General features: G+C 68.3%; 14 protein-coding genes. 8 read left to right on the top strand and 6 right to left on the bottom strand.

Annotated features, from left to right (window positions below; all coding sequences use genetic code 11):
* Positions 1–139 precede the first annotated feature (139 nt).
* The gene (locus GobsT_RS17165; RefSeq protein ID WP_010040744.1) at positions 140–994 is read left to right on the top strand and encodes a fumarylacetoacetate hydrolase family protein; all 855 of its coding nucleotides are present in this window, start codon (positions 140–142) and stop codon (positions 992–994) included.
* A 135-nt stretch (positions 995–1129) separates the two neighbouring features.
* On the opposite strand, the gene GobsT_RS17160 is transcribed toward GobsT_RS17165, so the two are convergent.
* A complete protein-coding gene (locus GobsT_RS17160; protein ID WP_010040742.1) occupies positions 1130–2302 on the bottom strand; it encodes a nucleoside monophosphate kinase in 1173 nt (390 codons plus the stop codon).
* Between the two features lie 352 nt (positions 2303–2654).
* Here GobsT_RS17160 and GobsT_RS17155 point away from each other — a divergent pair, with 352 nt between their 5' ends.
* A complete protein-coding gene (locus GobsT_RS17155; protein ID WP_063744595.1) occupies positions 2655–3668 on the top strand; it encodes a DUF1559 domain-containing protein in 1014 nt (337 codons plus the stop codon).
* Between the two features lie 68 nt (positions 3669–3736).
* On the top strand, positions 3737–4147 hold the full coding sequence (locus GobsT_RS17150) for a hypothetical protein (protein WP_010040738.1): 411 nt from the start codon (positions 3737–3739) through the stop codon (positions 4145–4147).
* Positions 4148–4550: 403 nt separating this feature from the next.
* On the opposite strand, the gene GobsT_RS41095 is transcribed toward GobsT_RS17150, so the two are convergent.
* From GobsT_RS41095 to GobsT_RS17130, 4 genes are all read right to left on the bottom strand, one after another.
* Positions 4551–4805, bottom strand: coding sequence for a YceK/YidQ family lipoprotein (locus GobsT_RS41095; protein ID WP_162097365.1), 255 nt, complete (start codon positions 4803–4805; stop codon positions 4551–4553).
* Positions 4806–5274: 469 nt separating this feature from the next.
* On the bottom strand, positions 5275–7254 hold the full coding sequence (locus GobsT_RS17140) for a response regulator (protein WP_010040733.1): 1980 nt from the start codon (positions 7252–7254) through the stop codon (positions 5275–5277).
* Positions 7251–7700, bottom strand: a complete 450-nt coding sequence (locus tag GobsT_RS17135; RefSeq protein ID WP_033198402.1) for a response regulator — start codon at positions 7698–7700, stop codon at positions 7251–7253. The genes GobsT_RS17140 and GobsT_RS17135 overlap by 4 nt, the downstream gene beginning before the upstream one ends.
* A complete protein-coding gene (locus tag GobsT_RS17130; RefSeq protein ID WP_010040730.1) occupies positions 7693–11286 on the bottom strand; it encodes a PAS domain S-box protein in 3594 nt (1197 codons plus the stop codon). The genes GobsT_RS17135 and GobsT_RS17130 overlap by 8 nt, the downstream gene beginning before the upstream one ends.
* Positions 11287–11596: 310 nt before the next feature.
* Here GobsT_RS17130 and GobsT_RS17125 point away from each other — a divergent pair, with 310 nt between their 5' ends.
* From GobsT_RS17125 to GobsT_RS17110, 4 genes are all read left to right on the top strand, one after another.
* Positions 11597–12166, top strand: a complete 570-nt coding sequence (locus GobsT_RS17125) for a biliverdin-producing heme oxygenase (RefSeq protein ID WP_010040728.1) — start codon at positions 11597–11599, stop codon at positions 12164–12166.
* Positions 12139–14400, top strand: coding sequence for an ATP-binding protein (locus GobsT_RS17120; protein ID WP_050790278.1), 2262 nt, complete (start codon positions 12139–12141; stop codon positions 14398–14400). The genes GobsT_RS17125 and GobsT_RS17120 overlap by 28 nt, the downstream gene beginning before the upstream one ends.
* Positions 14401–14402: 2 nt before the next feature.
* Positions 14403–14870 (top strand): response regulator, encoded by a 468-nt coding sequence (locus tag GobsT_RS17115; protein ID WP_010040723.1) that lies wholly within the window; start codon positions 14403–14405, stop codon positions 14868–14870.
* 98 nt (positions 14871–14968) lie between these two features.
* The gene (locus GobsT_RS17110; RefSeq protein ID WP_109571045.1) at positions 14969–17425 is read left to right on the top strand and encodes a response regulator; all 2457 of its coding nucleotides are present in this window, start codon (positions 14969–14971) and stop codon (positions 17423–17425) included.
* A 64-nt stretch (positions 17426–17489) separates the two neighbouring features.
* Here GobsT_RS17110 and GobsT_RS17105 read toward each other — a convergent pair whose 3' ends face one another.
* Complete coding sequence (locus GobsT_RS17105) at positions 17490–18755, bottom strand: radical SAM/SPASM domain-containing protein (protein WP_010040720.1); 1266 nt, start codon at positions 18753–18755, stop codon at positions 17490–17492.
* Positions 18756–19122: 367 nt separating this feature from the next.
* Here GobsT_RS17105 and GobsT_RS17100 point away from each other — a divergent pair, with 367 nt between their 5' ends.
* Positions 19123–22482 carry a S41 family peptidase gene (locus GobsT_RS17100; protein ID WP_109571046.1) on the top strand — a complete coding sequence of 1120 codons (3360 nt, stop codon included), beginning with the start codon at positions 19123–19125 and terminating at the stop codon, positions 22480–22482.
* Positions 22483–22583 lie beyond the last annotated feature (101 nt).

Raw genomic sequence — 22583 nt, 5'->3', positions numbered from 1 at the left:
CGGGACCCCGGCGGTGACAGCGCCGGCGTTCGCAACCCCTGGGTATCGGCTGCGAGAAATGCGGCTCGCCCCGGAGTGAAGCGGGACGGCACGGGCATACAACGACGGTACGAAATCCTCTTCACGTGTGGGAGCGGTCATGCAATTCGGGAAAGCGCTACGCGGCGGTCGGGAGACGGTGGTGGCCGTGGAGCGAGGGGTGGTGTACCCGCTCGATCTGGGCCGCAACCCCGCGGTCCGGACGCTGGCTGACCTGCTCCACGCGCCGGACCCGGTTGCGACCGCCCGCGAACTGCTCGACACCAGCGCCACCGCCGACCGGCTCGAAACCACACAGTTCCGGCCCCCGGTGGACCAGCAAGAGGTGTGGGCCGCGGGCGTGACCTACAAGCGGAGCAAGATCGCCCGCGAGGAAGAATCGGTCGGGGCCGCGCAGTTCTACGACAAGGTCTACTCCGCTCCGCGCCCGGAGTTGTTCCTGAAGGCAACACCGGCGCGCGTGGTCGCCCCCGGCTCCCCGGTTCGCGTCCGGACCGACGCGACTTGGAGCGTCCCGGAACCGGAACTCGCGCTGGTCATTTCGCCCGCCGGCACGATCGTGGGATACACGATCGGCAACGACATGAGTTCGCGCGACATCGAAGGCGAGAACCCGCTGTATCTGCCGCAGGCGAAGATTTATCGGGGGTCGTGCTCGGTCGGCCCGCTGGTGACCCCGGCCGCCCTGATGCCCGAACTCCCGGGGGTCGAGATCCGGTTGGTGATCGCCCGCGGCGGCAAGACCGCGTTCGAGGGGAGCACCACGCTGGCCCAGATGGCGCGGACGGTCGAGAGCCTCGCGGAGTGGCTGTTCAAGGAGAACGAGTTCCCGCACGGGGCGCTGCTGCTCACCGGCACCGGGATCGTTCCCCCGGACGACTTCACGCTGAAGTCGGGCGACGACGTGAGCATCACCATCACCGGCATCGGCACGCTCCGGAACCCGGTCGCGTGAGCACTTGATGTGCTGCCAAGGCAAAGCCCGGCTGGGAACAGACAACCCGGCACTCAGCCTGGTTGGTACTTGTTCAGCTCCGGCCCAGTTGCCGGAGCCCAGTGGTTCCCCGACCGACCCGCACCCTGGGTCGCGTCAGTGCCCGCGGCGGATGTCCGACGGGGGGTAGCGGATCTCGATCCGAAACACTTTCTTCGTCTGGCAGATGATCGCCCACGTCTGCGGGTCGACCCGCTCGGGCACGTCCACGCGGTGGAGATCGACGGTCACGTGGAACCCGCGTTCGGAAAGCACGTCGATCATCATCCGCAGGGCCGTGGGGTCGTCGAGGAGCGCCTCCTCGCTGTTGATCTGGGCGTGCCCCGACATGGCGTGGGCGTGAACGATCGGGAGCAGTTTCGTCTCGATCCACCCGATCACCCGGCGGAACGCGTCGGGGTTCTCGCGCGCGTACTGCTCCAGCCGCCGCACCAGCTCCTGCCGCGCGTGCCGCGCCAGTTCCGTGGCCAGCGGCAGGTGCTGGATGCTCTGGAACACCTCGGGGCTCAGTTCCAGCGAGCTCTGGTACGCGAACTCCCGGACGATGTTCCGCTGCACCTCACCCAGGTCGCCGTCGGCCTCAATGAAGTGGAAGTGGAAGATCTGCCGCAGCGACTGCAGGGCGTCGAACGTGGTGTCCTTGAAGCCCTGATACCGCTTGCGGCACAGCCCCGGGTCGAGGTCGGTGACGCGCTCCTCCAGTCGCTCCCCCGCCCCGGAGGCGCGCACCTGCCGGTTGTGCTCCAGCACCTCGCGCCCGCGCTTCAGTTGCCGTTCGACGCTCACCTCCTCGGTGACGAACAGCAGGGCGATCCGGAACATCGGCGGCGGGCCGCCCCGGGCGAGCAGCGCGTGGTAGAACAGCTTCAAGCACTCGACCTGGACCTTGGTGCGCGGGAACCCGTCCACGATCACCCCGTCGCGGTACTGCGGGTGGAGCAGTTCCTCGAGCAGCAGCGCGACCACCTCGCGGTCGCCGACCAGTTGGCCCGCGTTCTTGATCGCCACGGCCTGCGGCGTGGTGAGCAGCGCGCTGATGACAACGGGAGGCGCGGTGATGTCGCGGGCGCGGGCGATGAACGGGGTGTTGGTGCCCTTCCCCGCCCCGGGCGCGCCGCCCAGCCAGATGAACTCGCTCGGGAACTGAACGTCCGCGCCGTGTTTCTCGAGCAGGTCGGCCCAGACGGCCGGGAAGATGAGCTGTGCGTCTTTGATCTCCAGGTCGGCGGGTGCGGCAGGCGGGCGTGGCGCGGGATCGGGTTTGGTCACCGGGGGCTCCGGACGGGCAGAGGCCTGAGAGGGTTCGGACCTCCGGCGCGGCGCAAGCGGGGACGACGCACCGGAACGGGTTCAGTGTAGCGTCCCGGGCCGTTGCGAGCCAACCCGGTGCGGCCGAGCCCGCGATTCGTTCCGGGGGGCGAAAAACCGCGTCTCGATTCCCCCCGACTCACGTTTCAATCTTGAGACCGTAGTTGCGTGGTTAACGTGCGCCAAGTATTCTGTTGCACTTGACCCGGTGACCGGTTACCTTCTCCGAACGTTCCCTCTCCATCTCCGGCCCGCCGCCTCTTTCATTCTCCCGGCCCGGCAAACTCATACCCGCTTCGCTCCAGGACCCTCTATGCGCTCATCCCGCCCCCGTCGGCGACCAACCGTCGCCCGAGCATTCACTCTCATCGAGTTACTGGTGGTGATCGCGATCATCGCGATCCTGATCGGCCTCTTGTTGCCCGCGGTGCAAAAAGTGCGCGAGGCCGCGGCCCGCATGCAGTGCAGTAACAACCTCAAGCAGATCGGGCTCGCGCTCCACAATTTCGAGGGCGCGTACCAGAAATACCCGGTGGGGCAAGAAGGTTACGGGATCGAACACGGCAACTGGCGCGTGGAGATCTTCCCGTACCTGGAACTCGACAACCTGTACAACGCGCTCCCGAGCGAGACGATCAACGGCCGGCTCAAGAAGCGCGTGTACTCCAGCCCCACACCGCTGGCGGTGCTCAACGGCGCCGTGCTCAAAACCTGGAAGTGCCCGTCCAGCGCGCTACCGGAAACGCAGCCGCAGGCGTGGGTCACGTGGTGGACGCAACAGAACCACCAGGTGCCGGCGTATCAGGGCGTCATGGGCGCGTACCCGGACCCGTCGGGAGGGACCGCGTACTCCGCATCGAACTACGGGGGGTGGTGGGCCAACAACGGGATGCTGCTCTGGAACGAGCAGGTGACCGTGAGCGGGGTGACGGACGGCCTGTCGAACACGATCTTCGTCGCCGAACAGTCCGGCAACGTGCAGAACTGTAGTTACGCCAGCGGCGACGCCCGGAACGGGTACTTCAGCCCCTGGGGCGGCTGCACGAACACGTCGGCCCGCGGGGTCGGTTCGTGCGGCACCGGCGGGTGCGGGGACCTCTGGGGCATGGGGCTGACCGCCAACGCCTACGCCATCAACTCGAAAACGTGCGGGAGCGGGGCGGCGTTCAGTTGGGGCGGCAACACGGTCTTGAACTCGTTCCACAGCGGCGGCATCAACGTGCTCGTCGCCGACGGGTCGGTCCGCTTCGTGAACGACGGCATCGACTTCACCACGTTCCAGCGGCTGTGCGCCCGCAACGACGGGTTGGTGGCTTCGTTCAACTGACCCCGCCGTGCCGGGCGGGGTCGCCCGCCCGCCCTCCACCCTACCCACAAGTCGAGGTGTCCGAACCCATGACAACAGGATTCCCGGCCCGTAAACTCAGCGGCGCTGTGTTCGTCGTGCTGTGCCTCGTTGCCGGGTGCTCGAGCCAAAAACCGACCGCCTCCGTGAGCGGCACCGTGAGCTACAACGGGAAGCCGCAAACGGTCGGGTCGATCAACCTGATCTCGGACACCGGCTCCGGGGGGCAGGCGATCTTGTCCGAGAACGGTGCGTTCAAGATCGAAGGCCCGCTGGATGCGACCGAGTACAAAGTGTTCCTTCAGCCACCGGTTCCCGGGCAGCTCCCGCCCGGAACGAAGCAACCGCCCGCGGCCAAGTTCAACCTTCCGCCAAAGTTCCAGCAGCCGAACTCCAGCGGCGTGCGGATCACCCTGAAGCAAGGCACCAACGACGGGGTTGTGATCGAGTTGAAGGACTGACGCGCCGGGTCACCCGCCCCGTGCCGCAACATCGGCCGCGCATGCGGAGGATGAAACGCCGGGCCGGGTCCACCAGCCCCACGCGCAGTCAGACTTGTGCGGTCGCGAACGAGTACTTGGCCCTTTGAGGTGTTACACAACCCGCGCCACGTCGTTAGGCCGGTGCGGTTCGTCTCGAACCGCATCGAACCGTTTCCGAGCGCGAGGTTCGTCACGCCCGAGTGTCAAGCAGGGCCTCGCCTCAAGCTGAATTGTGTCGCCAGCGCGTTGAACGCGCCGGGTGCGCGAAACATTCAGCCATCGAGTACAGCAAGAACAGTAACCGCCTCGACGCACTCCACGCATACCGACCCGAGTTTGGAGTTACACGGCACCGAACCCGGAATCGACCGACAGACGCAGATTACGGCCCCTTGCTCAATTTGTTTGTACCCGGTGGCAGTCCCGCAGACGGCGCCGGCGCGGTCATCGGCAGCATTGCGGGAGGGGCAGCCGGGGCGGGAGTCAGGGGCGGGGCAGCCAGCCCTGGGTACGGAACGGCGGACGTTACCGGCACGGTTGGGACCGGCTGATTGACGTAATTGTATGCCACCGTATACGGCCACATCACGACATCGCCGACGAGACTGAACGGCAGGTCCACGGCGCAGAGGAGCATAACGGCCAGCTTCGGATACGGCTCCGGTTCCGACGAGCCGTGTGCCCTCAAACCGCCCTCGCCGTTTGCCGCCTTCCGAATGCAATGTAGGTCTCGATGCACCCCGCCGAAGGGGTCTTTCAGCTCTTCCGACCGCGATATCACCGTGTTTGCGATCGTCCCGCACCCCGTGACAAACACAGTCGAGAGCAGCAACACGATGCAGATTGCGCGAAAAGCCATTTCCCTGCCCCCTGAGGTCGGCGCGAGGGGGGACAATAGCAACGAATTTCGCGCGTGCAAGGAAAAAATCAAGCCCATTTCGCGTTCTCAATGGGCGGCGAACAAGCACGCCGCAATTCGTCGGCCCGGCACATGTCGCTCGCACGCCTGCCGCGGTGCCCCTACTCTCGAAGCGACCCCGGAGTCGTCACCGGCGGGATCCTCATGAACAACTCCAGCGGTTTGGAAGCGCCCTGCGGCACCGGCGTCAGCGTTCGTGGCGCACGGCGCGGTCCAGCGCGTCGGCGAGTTGGTCCCGGGTAAACGGCTTCGGCAGCACGCTCCCGGCCCGCACCGCCCGCCGGAACGTGACGAGCGCATCCCGGTCCGGTGCCGCGACGGTCAGCACCACGGGAAGGTCAGGGCGGTACTCCATGAGCCCGCGCGCCAACTCGACCCCGGACCGCCCCGGCATCCGGTCGTCGGTGAGTACCGCTGCAAACGCGGCCGGGTTCGCCGCGAACGCGGCACCGGCCGCAACGGGATCAGTGAACGTGCTCGACACGTACCCGAGGTGGGCGAGCATCTGGGCCGTCATGTCCGCGAGCGCCGGGTCGTCGTCCACAACCAGCACCCGCTCGCCGCGGCCCGCCACCGCCCCCACCGGTCCCGGCGGCGCGCCCCCGGACGGCACCACCGGAAGGTACACCTCAAACGTGGTGCCCGCTCCCGGTTCCGTGGTCACCCGGATCGCTCCGCGGTGCGCGCACACGATCCCGTGTACGACCGACAGCCCCAGCCCGGTCCCCTGCCCGACCGGTTTGGTCGTGAAGAACGGCTCGAACGCGCGGCGGAGCGTGTCCGGCGTCATGCCGGTGCCGGTGTCGGCCACGGTCAACTTCGCGTGCGGCCCGGGAGACAGCGGGCACAGGTCGGCGGGCACCGGGTCCGCCAAATCGACCACCTCCACCCTCACAGACAGCCGCCCGCCGCGCGGCATCGCCTGGGCCGCGTTCGTACACAGGTTCAGGACCGCTTGATGGAGCTGCCCGCCGTCGGCCGACACCAGCGCCCCTGATTCCGCCAACCGCACCTCGATCGCGATCCCCTTAGAGAACGACGCCCGCATCAGCGGGAGCAGCTCACGCACCACGGCCGGCAGCGAGACCGGCTCGCGCCCGTCGGGCTGCGGGCGGGCGAAGGCGAGCACCTGGGCGATCAGTTCGCGGGCGCGCGTCGCCACCCGCACGAGTTGCCCGCAGTGCTCCCGGGCGGCCCCCAAGTCGTCCGCGGACTGGGCCAGTTCGGCGAACCCAAAGATGCCGGCCAGCAGGTTGTTGAAGTCGTGCGCGATGCCGCCCGCCAGCGTGCCCAGCGCCTCCAGGCGCTGCGACCGGATCATCTGGTCGCGGGCGCGGGCGTCGCGCTCTTCGGCCCGACGCTGCGCCGTCACGTCGCGCCCGTCGATCAGCAGGTGAGCCCCGGCGGCCCCCTCGCCTGTCGGGATGAACGTGAACTCGCCCACGAACGAGCCGCCGGGGAGCCGGATCTCGCGTTCGGCCGTGACCGGCGCGCCGGCCGCGAGCGCCCGGTCGCGTAGCTCGGCGAAACACTCCGCCGTGGCCGCGTCGAACCGGAACAGGTTCGCTTCGACGTCCCCCGCCTCGCGCCCGACCACTTCACCCGGCTCGACTTCGACCCCGCACCCGGCCAGCGTCCGCACCAGCGCCCGGTTGACGCTCGCGTACCGCCAGCCCCCCCCCGGCCCCGGAACCAGCAGGAGAAGGAGATCGGACACGCTGTTGTGGATGAGCGAAAGCTGCGCGCGGTTCTCCTCCAGCGCCCGCTCGGCGGCCCGGCGGCGCCTCCGTTCGGCGGCCTCGCGGACCGCCCGGGTGACGGCCGGCACCAGCCGGATCAGGTTCTGCTTCAACAGGTAATCGTCGGCCCCGGCCTGGAGCGACTCGACGGCGATCTGCTCACCGACGGTGCCCGACACCAGCAAAAACGGCACCCCATCGCCCCGCGCCTGCAGCAGTTCCAGCGCCTCCAGCCCGCTGAACGCGGGCAGCGCGTAGTCGGCGATGATGACGTCCCACCCGCCGCGGCACAGCGCGGCGTCGTACGCGCTGCGGGTCTCCACGCGCTCGGTGGCGACGCTCAAACCGCCGCGCCGCAGCTCGCGCGCCACCAGCACCTCGTCATCCGGGTTGTCCTCAACCAGCAGGACGCGTAGCGGGCTCTTCATAGGGCGGCGGACCGGGGTGGGGTTTCGTTGAGCAGCAACCAGTACACGCCGAGCGTACTCACCGCCTGGACGAACTTGTCGAAGTCCACCGGCTTGCGGATGTAGCTGCACGCGCCCAGTTCGTAACTCTGGGACACATCGATTTCCTCTTTCGATGAGGTCAGAATTATTGTACGGACGAGCCGGGTGCGGGGGTCCTCGCGGAGCCGCCGCAGGACTTCCAGCCCGTCCACGCGAGGCAGCTTCAGGTCCAGGAGGATCACTGCCGGCACGGCGGCGGCATCGCGGCCGGCGTGCGCCCCGGTGCCGAACAGGTAGTCCAGCGCCTCGACCCCGTCGCGGGCGACCACGACAGGGTTGGCGATGTTCGACTTGCGGAACGCCCGCAGGGTCAGCGCGATGTCGTCTTCGTTGTCCTCCACAAGGAGGATGCAAGCGTCACTCATGGTGCGGTCCCGGGTGGTGTACGGGCATTGTAAACCAGAACCGGGCGCCGTTGCCAACCGATCCCTCGGCCCCGACCGCGCCGCCGTGCCGCCGCACCACCCGCAGCACCGTCGCCAGCCCGACCCCGTGCCCCGGGAACTCGGCCTCCCGATGCAGCCGCTGGAACGGCTGGAACAGTTTGTGCGCGTAGGCCGGGTCGAACCCGGCGCCGTTGTCGCGGACGAAAAACAGCAGCCCCTCGGAGCGGGCCTCGCTGCCCAACTCGATGCGCGCGGCCTCCACCTTCGAGGTGTACTTCCAGGCGTTCCCGAGCAGGTTCTCGAGCACCACCCGGAGCAGGCTCCGGTCCCCGTCGGCGAACAGCCCGGGGGCGACCACCGCTTCCACCTCGCGGCCCGGGTCGGCCTGCCGCAGCGCGCGCACCACCTCTCCGGCCAGGGCCGACAGGTCCACCCGCTCGCGGCGCAGGTCCGCCCGGGTGACCCGCGACAGCGTGAGCAGGTCGTCGATCAGCTCGCCCATCCGGGCCGCGGCGCCGCGGATGCGCTTCAGGAACCCCTGCCCCTCCGCGTCGAGCCGCGGCCCGTAATCCTCCAGCACCGCCTGGCTGAACCCGTCGACGGCCCGGAGCGGGGCCCGCAGGTCGTGCGACACCGAGTAGCAGAAGGCCTCCAGTTCGGCGTTCGCGGCGACCAGCTCGTTGGTGCGCGCTTCGACCCGCCGCTCGAGCGCGGCGTTCGCCTCGCGCAGCGCCTTCTCCGCCCGCTTGAGGGGGGTCACGTCGGTCGACGCGACCAGCGCGTGCGCGGCCCCGTCCAGCTCGATCAGCTCCGCGGCGACCACCAGGTCCACGGCAGACCCGTCGCCCAGCACCCGCCGCACCTCGATGCCCGAGAGCCGCCCGTCGCGGCGCAGGCGCTCGGCGTACAGCGCCCGGTCGGCCGGCGCGTCGTACAGCTCGGCGAAGTCGGTCGGGAGGCGCCCGCGGACCCGCTCGGCGGACAGCTTGTAAATCCGCTCGAACGACTTGTTCACGTCAACGATCGGCCCGTCGAGCCGGGTCAGAGCGAGGGACACCGGGGAGAGCCGGAACACCGCCGAGAACTTCTTCTCGGACGCGACCAGCGCTTGCTCCATGCGCCGCGCCCCGGTCACGTCGGACCCCACGCTGAGGATCTCGACCACCTCGCCGCCGGCCCCGAGCACGATCCGATTCGTCCACGCCACCCACGCCCGGGTGCCGTCGCGGCGCACGTTCTCGTTCACGCTCTGTTCAAACGCCTCCGGGTCCGCGCACACCCGCTCGATCAGCCCCTTCAGATCGCGCCCGGTGCTCTCGGTGTACGGCACAATCGTGTCCAACACGTGGCGGCCCACGATCTCGTCCCCGGTGAACCCGAAGAACCGCTGCCCGAACTCGTTCAGGAACGCGACCCGCCCGTCCGGGGTCCACCGAAGGATGATGCTGTTGGCCAGCTCGACCAGTTCGCGGTACCGGCGCTCGCTCTCCGCCCGCTGGCGCTCGGCGTCGTGCCGCGCGGACACGTCGATGCCGATGCCGACCAGGCACGTGGCGGCATCGAACGCGACCCGGCGCCCGGTGAAGTGGTACGGCCGCGCCGTACCGTCCTTCGCCAAGAGCGGCGCCTCCGCGTGCGCCTCGCCGGTCGCAAACGCGTCTCCGATCCGTCGGCTCAGCAACGGGCGGTCCGCCGGGGTAAAAAAGTCCAGCGGGTGCATGCCCGCGATCTCGGCCGCCGAGTACCCGGTAACCGTCTCGAACCGCCGGTTCCAGCGCAAGAACTTCCCGTCGGAGTCGTAGCAGTACAGCACACCGGGCATGCTCTCGATCATGGTGTCCACGAACAGCCGCTCGTTGCGGACCTCGCGCTCGGCCCGGTTCCGCTCGGTCACGTCGCGAATGGTCCCGAGCAGGCACTCGCTCCCGCCGACCTCGATCCGGGTGCAGAAAATGCTCACCTCGTGAGTTGCCCCGGCCGCGTCGCGGATCACCCCCGGGTAATCGCGGACCGCCCCGGCGGCGCGAACCGCGTCGAGCATTCGTGCCCGGGCGCCGGGGTCGCGCCAGATGAGTTCAACGACGGACCGCCCGAGCACCTGCCCCCTGGGCAACCCGCACAGCCGGCAAAACCCGTCGTTGACCTCCAGAACTGTCCCGTCACCGGCGCGGGTGAGAACCACCGCGTCCGGGTTGGCATGGAACGCGGTCGCGAACTTGCGTTCGGACTCGCTCAGCTCGCGGGTGCGGAACCGCACGACCCGGTGCAGGCTCCAGGCCCACGCCGCGCAAGCCACCACCGCGCCCAGCGCCAGCCACAGCGCGGCAACCACTTGCGCCCGGGTGAGCGGGCGCGCCGGTGGCGGTGCGTCCACGGTCACGTCGCCCGCACCGACCGGGAACAGCACCGCGCCGGCCCCTTCCCGGCTGCCGAGCGCTCCGGCGGCCGTCGCCACGCTCCCGACCGGCACGACGCGGCCATCGTCCTCGGGCAGTCGCACCTGAACGGCCAGACCGTCGCGAACCAAGGTCAGGTGCCCCGGACCGCTCTCCGCGACCCGCCCATGGAACCTAACGCGGGCACCTTCCACGCTCGCCCGGTCGGTCGCCGGTGTGAGGTCAACCGGGTCCGGTAGCGGCGCTTCTCCGCAGGGGGTCACATCAGCTTGGTGTACCGTCAGCCGGCTCCCGCTCCAGGTGAGGAACCCGCGCACGTCCGCGAGAGTGCCGACCGCGATCGGAACGGTGCCCGGTCGGGCGTGGACGGTGAACCCAGCGGTCACATCTTGAACCATCAGTACGTCCGGCCCCACCCGAGCAGTCACGACTCCCGACATGCGCACGAGGGGTATCGGCGCAACGCCCGGAAGGAACCGGCGCAAGTACCCGGCGGTGCGCACCGGCATCGCTCGAACAGTTTCGAGCGATTGCGCGACTTGAATGTCCCCCAGTTGGTGAACCAGGATCCGCGCCCCTCCGGTCACGCGGCCGCCCGGGCCGTACTCCGGGATACACACCCCGCGCACCCGGACGATGGTCCCAACAAGTGCCTGCAGCTCAGCTACCGGGGGCGGTGCGCGGAACGCCAGACCACCAGGGCCGGCGGTGCCATCGACCTCCAACCCGCCGCCACCGGCCAGCACACTGCGAACCAGACAGTGGCTTTGCACGAACTGGGATTCGAGCCACCGGGCTGCCGGCTGCGAAAAGTCGAACGGTAACGGGTCCGGAAAGCGTCCCTCGCCGACACGTTCCACGGTCTCGGCCACTACGAGCGGAGAGAACCAACCGCCGCGCGCCCGCCCGCGCACCCGAACCTGTGCTCCTGGCTTTAGGTCGGCGTGAAGTTGCATGATCTCGACGTAAACGCCACACGTGTCGTCTTGCACGAACAGTTCCGGGGGCCGCGCGCTCGACACCGTGACAACCCCTGACAGGTCGACCGGGTGACCGCGTGCGGCGTCCTCAGGATCGAGTGCCCGCACCGACCGGGCGGTAACGAGTGCGGGCCGCGGGTGGTCCCCAACGGGCGGCAGCGTACACAGCAGCAGTACGACAACGGGCACGGCGGCTCCCCGTAATTGTTGGGCAGAGGGACCGAGTCTCGCGTCTACACGTCGGACCCCGAGGCAGTTCAGGTGCGGCGAGGCAATCGAACTACCTACTGTTGCACCAGCTCGCGCAACCGGTCAACAAGCAGGTTTCACAGGATCAAACAAAAATCGGTTCGGCGGCCGCATCTCGCCCGCAACGGCACGTGATATGCTTACTTCGCAGCCGGAACTTGCATCAGTATTCTGAGCCTTGACGAGGCCGGTTCGCGGTCGGGCGATTCGTTTTACCGTTGGAATCTGACCGTCGCGCCGAGAGGAGCGCATGATTCTCGACCGCCTCAAGGAAACGACTGCGGAACAGCACGCTCGCCTTGAGCGGCGCGTGGACTTGGGCGCTCGGCTCCGCGGCCCCTCGGAGTACGCCGAGCTACTCGGGCATTTTTACGGGTTCTATCGGCCGCTGGAAGCAGCCCTGTCAGCCGTCAGCGGGTACGAGTCGGTCGGGCTCGCATTCATGGAGCGGTGCAAGATCCCACACCTTGCCAGCGACCTCTCGGTGCTGGGGCGCTCTCCCGCACACGTACCACTGGACGCCGCCCCTCCAATCGGTTCGCTCGGAGCAGCACTCGGACGGATGTACGTTCTGGAAGGGGCCACGCTCGGCGGTCGCGTCGTGTGCCGGATGGTGCGCGAAGCCCTGGGCTACACCCCGGACCGCGGGTGCCGGTTCTTCAACAGCTACGGCGACCGCGTTGGCCCGATGTGGACCGCCTTCCGGGCCGCCCTGGTGCGGTTCGCAACGACACCCGAGGCCGAAACCGAGGTGGTTAACGCGGCGGGCGACACGTTCGATCGGTTCGACCGATGGCTCGTCACGAGGGCCGCCACGTGAACACGCACCCCGAACCGGACTTGAACTCGTGTGACCGAGAGCCGATCCACACCCCCGGCAGCATTCAGCCCCACGGCGCCCTGCTGGTCCTGTCCGGTACGTCCTTAAACATATTGCAGGTGAGCGCCAACGCGCCCCGCTTTTTCGGACGTCCGATCCCCGAGCTGTTGGGCTCGGACCTCAGGTCCGTTTTGGGGCCGGAGCAGTTCGAGCCGCTCGGCGACCTCGGCGCGCGGCTCCCGGCGAACGGCGAGCCGGTGCTGTTACGAGCGGTGCGCATCGGAAACGGACCGGCCCTGAACGCGATCGGGCACCGGGTCGGTCGCGTGGTCGTACTCGAACTCGAGCCCGGGGCGGACGCCCCCGGCCCCCCGGGCGGGTTGCACCCGGTGATCGCGGGCTTCATCGCCAAGGTGCAGACCGCTCCGAACGCCGCCGACCTCGCGCAGCTTGCAGCGGTCGAGGTGCGGGCCGTGACCGGGTTCGACCGTGCGCTGGTGTACCGGTTCGAGCCCGACGGCACCGGCGTTGTGGTGGGCGAGGACGGTAACGGGCGTCTACCATCGTATCGGGACCACCGGTTCCCGGCGTCCGATATTCCGAAGCAAGCGCGCGACCTGTACCGACGGAACCGGCTGCGGCTCATTCCCGATGTGGACTACGCGCCGGCGGAGCTGATCCCGGCACTCAACCCGGTGTCGGGAGGGCCGGTCGACCTGTCGCACGCCGCGCTCCGGAGCGTGTCGCCGGTCCACGTCGAGTACATGCGCAACATGGGCACCGCCGCGTCCATGTCCGTGTCGGTTCTGAGGGACGGGGCGCTGTGGGGGCTGATCTCGTGCCACCACCACGCGCCCAAGGTCGTGCCGTTCGAAGCGCGCACCACGTGCGACCTGCTGGCGCAGGTGCTTGCCCTGCAGGTGGCCGCCCGCGAGCACGCCGCCGACTACGAGCGGCGCGTGGAGATCCAGTCGGTCCTGACGCGGCTGCTGGCGCACATGGCCCGCGCCGACGACTACGTCAGCGGGCTGCTCGCTCACCCCGCCGACCTGCTCGGCTTCGTTCGCGCCGCCGGGGCCGCGGTCGTCTCCGACGGGCGCACCGGGCTGGTCGGCCGCACGCCGGGCGAAGAGCAGGTGCGAAAGCTGGCCGCCTGGCTGTTCCGTGAGCAGAAGAGGGAAGTGTACCACACCGACGCGCTGTCGGCCGCGTTCCCGCCGGCGCGGGAGTACGCCGCGGACGCCAGCGGGCTGCTCGCGGTGTCGGTGTCGAAGCTCCACCCCACCGCCGTGCTGTGGTTCAGGCCGGAGGTGATCGAGACCGTCCAGTGGGGCGGGGACCCGCGGAAGGCGGTCGAACCGACGACCGGCCGGTTGCACCCGCGGAAGTCGTTCGAGACCTGGTCCCAGACGGTGCGCGACAAAGCAGTACCGTGGCTCCCGAGCGAGGTCGCGGGCGCGGGCGAGCTCCGCAACGCGGTCCTGGGTATCGTGCTGCGGAAGGCGGAAGAGATGGCCGCGCTGAACGTCGAGCTGCAGCGCAGCAACCGCGAGCTGGAGGCGTTCTCGTACTCGGTGAGCCACGACCTGCGCGCCCCGCTGCGGCACATCGTCGGGTACGCCGAGTTGCTCAAAGAGGTGGCCCGGGACAAGCTCGCTGCCGGCGAGCTGAAGTACTGCGACACCATCATCGAGTCGAGCGAGTACGCCGGGAAGCTGGTGGACAACCTGCTGGCGTACTCGCGCATGGGCCGCGCCACGCTCGACCGCACAACGGTCGACCTGAACGTCCTGGTGCGCGAGGTCCGGGCGGAGGTGATGGCGACCGCGCCCGGCCGCCAGGTGCGGTGGGAGGTCGGCCCCCTGCCCACCGTCGAGGGGGACCTGATGATGCTCCGGCTGGCAGTTCAAAACCTGCTCTCGAACGCGGTAAAATACACCAAGCCCCGGCGCGAGGCCGTGATCGAGATCGGGTGCCAGACGGACGCCGGGGCGCACACCCTCCACGTCCGCGATAACGGGGTCGGGTTCGACATGCGGTACCGGGACAAGCTGTTCGGGGTGTTCCAGCGGCTGCACCGGTGGGAGGACTTCGAGGGCACCGGCATCGGGCTGGCGAACGTGCGGCGGATCGTCGAGCGGCACGGCGGGCGGGCCTGGGCCGAGGGCGAGGTCGACCGCGGGGCGACGTTCTACTTGACCCTGCCCGCACCGAACAATGACGAGGAGAGGTAAGCGTGCTGAAGCCGATCTTGCTCGTCGAGGACAACCCCAAGGATCTGGAGCTGACCCTTCTCGCCCTGGCCCGGAGCAACCTCGCCAACGAGGTGATCGCGGTCCGAGACGGCGAGGAGTGCCTCGACTACCTTTTGCTCCGCGGCCCCTACGCGAACCGGCCGAAGGGCAACCCCGCGGTCGTGCTGCTCGATTTGAAGCTGCCCAAGGTGGACGGGCTCCAGGTGCTCGAAGAGGTCAAGAAGGACCCGGGCCTCCAGGGCGTGCCCGTGGTGATGCTGACCACGTCCCGCGAGGAGCAGGACCTGCTCCGCAGCTACAAGCTCGGCGTGAACGCGTACGTGGTGAAACCGGTCGCGTTCAAAGAGTTCATGCACGCGATCGAGGAACTAGGGATCTTCTGGGCGGTACTCAACGAGCCGCCCCCGGGGAGCCTGAAGCCCGGGCGCTCCGCGCCCGCGGGTGAGTGACTTCAGGGGTCCGAGTAACTGAGCAGCCGGTGCCGCCGGGGTTCGTGCCGCAACCCGACCACCGCACTGTTGCGCACGGACGCCGTTCCGGGGAGCTTATGGCCGCGACGATTCTGCACCTCGAAGACAGCGACCTCGACGCCGACCTGATCGCCCAGCGGCTCGCCCGCTCTAACCCCGGGTTCGAGCTGGTGCGCGCGGTCGGCCGCGCCGACTTCCTCGCGCGGCTCGCGGCCGACCGCGCGTTCGACCTGATCCTCTCCGACTACCAGCTCCCGGATCTCGACGGCCTGGAAGCCCTCGCGCTCGCCCGCGCGCGTCGCCCGGACGTGCCGTTCGTGTTCGTGTCCGGCGCGCTCGGCGAGGAGCGCGCCGTCGAGACGCTGAAGCTCGGCGCAACCGATTACGTGCTCAAAAGCCGGCCGGAGCGGCTGGTGCCGGCCATCGAGCGGGCGATCGAGGAGGCCCGCGAGCGGGCCGAGCGGCGTCGGGCCGAGCGCGCCGTGCGCGAGGCGAACGAGCGGCTCGCGCTGGCGCTGTCCGCGGGGCGGTCCGGGGTGTTCGACTGGCTCATCCCCGAGAACCGGGTGGTGTGGTCCCCGGAACTCGAGGACCTGTACGGAGTCCCGCGCGGCTCGTTTGAGGGCACCTACGCGGCTTGGGAGACGCGCGTCGAGCCCGAGGACGCGGCCCGCGTCGGCGCCCAGGTGCGCCGGTGCGTGGCGGAGCGCGTCGCGGACGTGGTTTACGAGTTCCGGGCGGTGCGCCCGGACGGCTCCCGGCGCTGGCTGGCCGGACAGGCGAAGCTCCTCTTCGCCCCCGGCGGCGGGGCGGTGCGCATGGTCGGCATCAACGCCGACATCCACGACCGCAAACAGTTGGAGGAACGGCTGCGGGCCGGCGAGGAGAGCCTCCGGCACCAGAACGTCCGGCTCGCCATCCTTGCCGACGCGGCCGAAGCGTTGCTCGCCGCCGACGGCGACCCGGTCCAGATGATGACCGACCTGTTCGCCGCGCTCGCGCCGGCGCTCGCGTTGTCGCACTACTTCAACTACGCCCCGACGCCCGACGGCGCGGGCCTGGAGCTGGTCGCCTGTGCCGGGGTGCCGGTCGGAGCGGTCGACGCGATCCGCCGGCTCGACAACCAGGAGGCGCTGTGCGGCCTGGTGGCGACCACCCGCAAGGCCGTGATCGCGACCGACGTTCAGTCGTCCGGGGAGCCACGCGCGCAACGGGTCAAAGCGTTCGGCGTGCGCGCGTACGCGTGCCACCCTCTGATCGCGGGGGACCGCCTGCTGGGCACCCTGTCGTTCGGCACCATGACACGCGACCGGTTCAGCGACGGGGACATTGACGTGCTGCGGACCGTGTGCCACTATGCCGCGATGGCGAAAGAGCGCGCGCGGCTGGCGGCCAAGGTGGCCGAACGGGCCGCACGGCTCAAGGAACAGGACCGGCGCAAAGACGAGTTCCTGGCCCTGCTGGCCCACGAGCTACGGAACCCGCTCGCCCCGCTGCGGAACGGGCTTCAGGTGCTCCGGCTCACCGAGGGTCGCGGGGACGCCGCCAAGCGGGCGCGCGAGATGATGGAGCGGCAGCTCACCCACACCGTGCGCCTCATCGACGACCTGCTCGACGTGTCCCGAATCAGTCGCAACAAGCTGAACCTGCGCCGCACCCGCGTCTCACTGGCGGAGGTGGTGGAGAGCGCCGCGGAAACGGCCCGGCCGCTCATCGAGGAGGCCCGTCACGAGTTCACGGTCGAACTCCCGCCGGAGCCCGTCTTCCTGGACGCGGACTTGACCCGGCTCGCGCAGGTGTTTTCCAACCTGCTGACCAACAGCGCCAAGTACACCCCGCCCGGCGGCCGCATCGCGCTCCGCGCCGAGCGCCGCGACGGCGCCTTGGTGGTGACCGTGCGCGACAACGGGCTGGGCATCCCTCCGGATTACCTCCCCCGCATATTCGATATGTTCTCGCAGGCCGACCGCGTCGTCGAGCGTGCGTCCGGCGGCCTGGGTATCGGCCTCGCGCTCGTGAAAGGACTCGTCGAAATGCACGGAGGGAACGTGGCGGCCGCGAGCGACGGCCCGAACCAAGGGAGCGCGTTCACGGTCACCTTACCGCTGCCCGGCGCGCCCGCAGACGACGCCCCGGCCCTGCGAACGGCCGTCGAGGTGGGGAGCCGGCCCCGGCGGGTTCTGGTGGTCGATGACAACCGCGACGCGGCCGAATCGCTGGCCATGCTACTGGAACTGCTCGGTAACGAGGTGCACATCGGGCACGACGGGTTGGAAGCGGTCGAACTCGCCGAGCGGCTCCGCCCCGACATCATATTCATGGATGTCGGGATGCCGCGCCTCAACGGCCTTGAGGCCACGACCCAGATCCGCACCCGCCCCTGGGCCGCACCCGTCGTCATCATCGCGCTCACGGGCTGGGGGCAGGAATCCGACCGCGAGAGGACCCGCCAGGCGGGGTGCAGCGCGCACCTCGTTAAGCCGGTTCAACTCGCCGACCTCGAACGCGTCCTGAACGGGACCGGGGGAACCTGAGGGCCTCGGCCCGTGGCAACAGAATCGCATTGCCGGGCGGCGACTGCTGGACGCGATGAGGCGACTACTGCTGGAGCAGGGCCGGCGCGGATTCCTGGGCGTGGCGCGCATCATGCCCGGTGTACGCCCCGAAATCGTTAAAAAACAGTCTTTTAGCCAACCGATAGAAGATGTTCTTCTCCGGCACTTCTGTAACGGGGTTGTATTGCGACGTGCGCACCCGCATCGCACCGAGTTCCTTGAGCGCCGTTTGCCTGGCGGTTGAGTCCTTCGCGCCGTGCGCCTCGACTAACCGCTTCAGCAAATCCGGGCGTTCGAGGACAATGCACCCGCGCGTCGTCTCGGCCGCGAGCGTGCGAAAGTCGGCAAGAAAAGCGGACTTGAGGAACTTCTGCTTGAGTGACCGGGTGTCACCCGTGCGGTGAATCGATTCGGTTGAGAATTGCACGATCGGGCACGGCTCGATGTCGCCCCACGGGTTGATGTGGTGACTGATGCCGGTCGCCGCGGGGCACAGCGCCTTTCCCTCGCCGTCGTGATACGCGTCGATAATCACGATCGGCTTTTTGGCCCGCATTTCGACCACGAACCGCCGCGCACGGAGCGCCTGTTCTGGAGTAAGGCACAGGTCCGGGTTCGGGTTCGGCCCCATCGGGCGGTACACGTGGAACCACGTGTAAAGAACCCCCATCTCCACCAACCGGTCGATCCACTCCTCGCGCAAGAGGTCATCAATGTTGGTGCGCGCGAGGCTGGTGCATACCCCGGTAAAGGCGCCGGCGTCGAGGGCGTTGTGAAGCCCCTGCATGGTTCGGTTGAGCACCCCTCCCCGTCCCCGCCGCTCGTCGGAGACGATCTCGGTGCCTTCCACCGAGATGAGGGGCGTGACGTTCCCGAGCCGCCGCATCTGCTTGGCCCGCTCGGGCGTGATGAAGTGTCCGTTGGTGAAGATCTGGAAGTAGCAGTCGGGGTGCTCCGCGAGCATGTCGAGCAGGTGCGGGTGCATGAACGGCTCGCCGCCGACGATGCCGAAGAACACGTTCCCCATCTGCTTCGCTTCGCGGACGAGTTGGTGGAACGCCGCAGGTTTGATCGTTTCCTGCTTCATGCTCACGTCGACCCAGCACCCCTGGCACCGCAGGTTGCAGGTGTTGATGATGCTGACGTACAGGAACGGCGGGAACACCTGCCCCTGTTTGAGCCGCAGCTTGTGCCGGTGAACAGACAGGGCGCCTTTGAACCCCATGTTGTACGCCAGCTTCCACAGGAGCCGCTTGTCTGTTTCCAGCAGGACGCGTTTGGCGAGTCCGAACGAGGCGCGCAGCGTCACAGGTGTTCTCCGGTGTTGGGCACAGTGTGAGTTTATCGTTTCGGCTCCCCGCTGCGCAGCCGATTCCCATCCGTCCGGCTCAGCGCGCGGGGGCCGACGGCACCACCGCCGCAAGAAAAAAACAATCAAATAATACGACCATGTCTAAAATCACCTCAGCGCGCAGCATCACTTTAACATTCACTCGCATTACTAGCACACCGTACACCTGCTCTCTTGTTCACAATCTCCACCATCCCGGGCGCCGTTCCACATTTCCCACCCATCGTGAACCCGGTGTGAATCCCGCGCCGTTCGATCCCGGGACGGCTATCATGTCCGCTGCCCATTCATCATATCCTCTCCCGATTCACTCGAGGCACTCGATATGAGATGCGCCTTGCGGCTCGGCGTGCTCACACTGGCACTCTTCGTCCACGCGCCCGCGGCCCGCGCCCAACCCGACCAGACCGACACGCGGCTGCTCACCATGCCGGCGGTCAGCGCGAAGAACATCGCGTTCGTCTACGCCGACGACCTGTGGGTCGCCGACGCCGGCGGGAAAAACCCGCGGCGCCTGACGACCGATTTGGGCCTCGAAGCGTACCCCGTGTTCAGCCCGGACGGGCAGACCATCGCGTTCAGCGCCCAGTACGACGGCAACGTCGACGTTTACACCATCCCCGTCACCGGCGGCGCGCCGACGCGACTCACCTCGCACCCGTCGCCCGACACCGTGCGCGGGTTCACGCCGGACGGCAAGAGCGTGCTGTTCTCATCCCCGCGGCACGTGTACAGCAACCGCTACACGCAACTGTTCACGGTCCCGCTGACGGGCGGAATGCCGAGCCAGCTCCCCATCCCCTGGGGCTTCGAAGCCGCCTATTCACCGGACGGCGACTACATCGCTTACACGCCGGTCCGGGACGCAACCCCACAGTGGAAGAATTACCGCGGCGGCACCCACTCGCGCGTCTGGATCTACGACGTGAAGACGCACGAAGTGGTGGAGATCCCGCAGCCCAAAGACCGGTGCAACGACCTCGACCCGAACTGGGTCGGCAAGAAGCTGTACTTCCGCTCCGACCGGGCGGGCGACTACAACGTGTTCTGCTACGACACCGACAACAAGGACGTGAAGGCGGTCACCAAGTTCACCGACTTCCCGGTCCTCGACATCAACACAGACGGCAAAACGCTGATCTTCGAGCAGGCCGGCTACCTGCACACGCTGACCCCGCCCGAATCAGCGTCCACCCGGCTAAAGGTCGGCATCGCGATCGACAACAGCGAGTCGCGTCCCCGGTTCGCCAAGGGTTCGAAGTACGTCCGTGATGTCAGCGTCTCTCCGAGCGGGTCCCGCGTGGCGGTGGAGTTCCGCGGTGAGATCGTCACCGTCCCGGCCGAAAAGGGGGACGCCCGCGTCCTGACCAACACGCCGGACGTTCACGAGCGCAACCCGGCGTGGTCCCCGGACGGCAAGACCATCGCGTACTTCTCGGACGCGGGCGGCGAGTACCAGCTCGTCCTCGCCCCGCAAAACGGTAAGGGCGAACCGAAAAAAGTGAAGCTCAGCGGCAACGGCTTCTACTTCGACCCGGTCTGGTCCCGCGACTCGAAGAAGCTGCTGTTCCGTGATAACGCGCAGACCGTGTTCTACCTCGAAGTCGAGTCGGGCAAGATCACGAAGGTCGTGGAGCCGAAGCACGGCCTGGGGCGCGGGCTGAAGCCGTCGAGCTGGTCGCCGGACTCGAAGTGGGTGGTGTACTCGATCAACACCCCGGCGCAGATTTCCCGCGTGTACGCCTACTCGCTGGAAAAGGGCACCTCCACGCCGATCACCGACGGCCTCACCGAGGCCACCGACCCAGCGTTCGACGCGGGCGGCAAGTACGTGTACTTCCTCGGCTCCAGCGACACGGGGATGAGCAAGCACGGGTTCAGCCAGTCGGCCGCCGACTCGCGCCAGCCCCGGTGGTCGATCAACCTCGTGGTTCTCAACAAGGACCTGCCCAGCCCGTTCCTGCGCGAGAGCGACGAGGAGAAGGGCGAGTCCGACCGTCCGACCCCGAAGTCTGAAAAGAAGGACGGCCCGGCGTTCTCGATCGATTTCGCGGGCATCGACCAGCGCATCCTCTCGTTCCCGCTGCCCCCCGGGAGCTACGCCGGGCTGAGTGCGGGGACCGCCGGCCAAGTGTACTACATCACACGCTCAGAAGCGGGTGAAGGCGGGCGCGGTCCCGGTGGCGGCGGTGTTCTGAGTCGCTACGACCTCGATCGCAAGCGCGCGTCGGTGGTGCAGGCCGGCGTAATCGGGTACGAACTCACCCCGGACGGCCGCAAGCTGCTCTACACCACCGGGGGCGGGAACTGGTTCATCACCGCGGCCGGCGGTGGCGGCGGTGCTCCGACCGGCGCCACCGCCGGCCGTCCCGGCGGGTTGCCGGCGGCCCCCGCGCCGAGCCCGGCGGGCGGAGCGGGCGGCGACGGAAAGGTCAACTTCGAAAACGTCGAGGTGCGCGTCGACCCGCGCGCGGAGTGGAAGCAGATCTACGAAGAGGCGTGGCGCATCAACCGCGACTTCTTCTACGACCCGAACATGCACGGCGCCGACTGGCCAGCCATGAAGAAGAAGTACGAGGTGTTCCTCCCGCACCTCACGAGCAGCGCCGACCTGTACCGGGTGATCCGGTGGCTGCTGTCCGAGTTGGCGGTGGGGCACAGCTACATCACGAGCTACGGCGAGCGACCCTTCGAGCGGAAGACGGTGCCCGGCGGGCTCCTCGGCGCCGACTACGAGATCGCCGAAGGACGTTACAAGTTCAAGAAGATCTACGGCGGGCTGAACTGGAGCGCCGCGATGCGCTCGCCGCTGACCGCCCCCGGCGTCAACGTGAAGGAAGGCGAGTTCCTCCTCGCTGTGAACGGCAAGGAGTTGAAGGCCCCGACCGAGATCTACTCGCTGTTCGAGAACACCGCGGGCAAGTTGACCGAGCTGACCGTGGGCCCGAACGCCGACGGCACGAAGTCGCGCACGGTGACGGTGGAGCCGATCGCGAACGACTACAACCTCCGCAACATGGACTGGGTGGAGGGGAACCTCAAGAAGGTGGAGCAGGCGACCGGCGGGCGCGTGGGCTACGTTCACGTGCGCGACACCGCGGCCGGCGGGATGGCCGACTTCAAGCGGTACTTCTTTCCGCAGGTCGACAAGGAAGCGCTCATCATCGACGAGCGGTTCAACGGCGGCGGGCAGATCGCCGACTACTACATCGACATCCTGCGGCGCCCGTTCGCGAGCTACTGGGCGCCGCGGTACGGGGCCGACAACCGGTCGCCGAGCGCCGCGGTGTTCGGGCCAAAGGTCATGATCATCGACGAGGGCGCCGGCTCCGGCGGTGACATGCTGCCGTACATGTTCCGCAAGTTCGGGGTCGGCCCGCTGGTCGGGAAGCGCACCTGGGGCGGCCTGGTGGGCATCGGCGGCTACCCGGTTCTCATGGACGGCGGCACGGTGACCGCGCCGAGCTTCGCGATCTGGGACCCCGAGAAGGGGTTCATCGTGGAGAACGAGGGCGTGGCGCCGGACCACGACGTGACGATGTGGCCGAAGGACCTGATCGCGGGTAAGGATCCGCAACTCGAGAAGGCAATCGAATTGGCACTGGAGGCGCTGAAGAAGAACCCGCCGAAAAAAGACGTGCGGCCCGAGTACCCGAAGCGGGCACTCCCCGCCGTGCAACCGTAAGAACTCAAGCAGAAGAAGCACCGGTGTGAACCGGTGCTTCTATCGTAACGCGATCGGCCGCTCGCGCACCGGGGGCGCGAGCGGCCGATTCTGTATCGTGT

The sequence above is a fragment of the Gemmata obscuriglobus genome, from assembly GCF_008065095.1.
Classification (GTDB): Bacteria; Planctomycetota; Planctomycetia; order Gemmatales; family Gemmataceae; genus Gemmata; species Gemmata obscuriglobus.
Note: the sequence above shows the minus strand (reverse complement) of the source record. Positions and strands in the feature narration are given on the sequence as shown.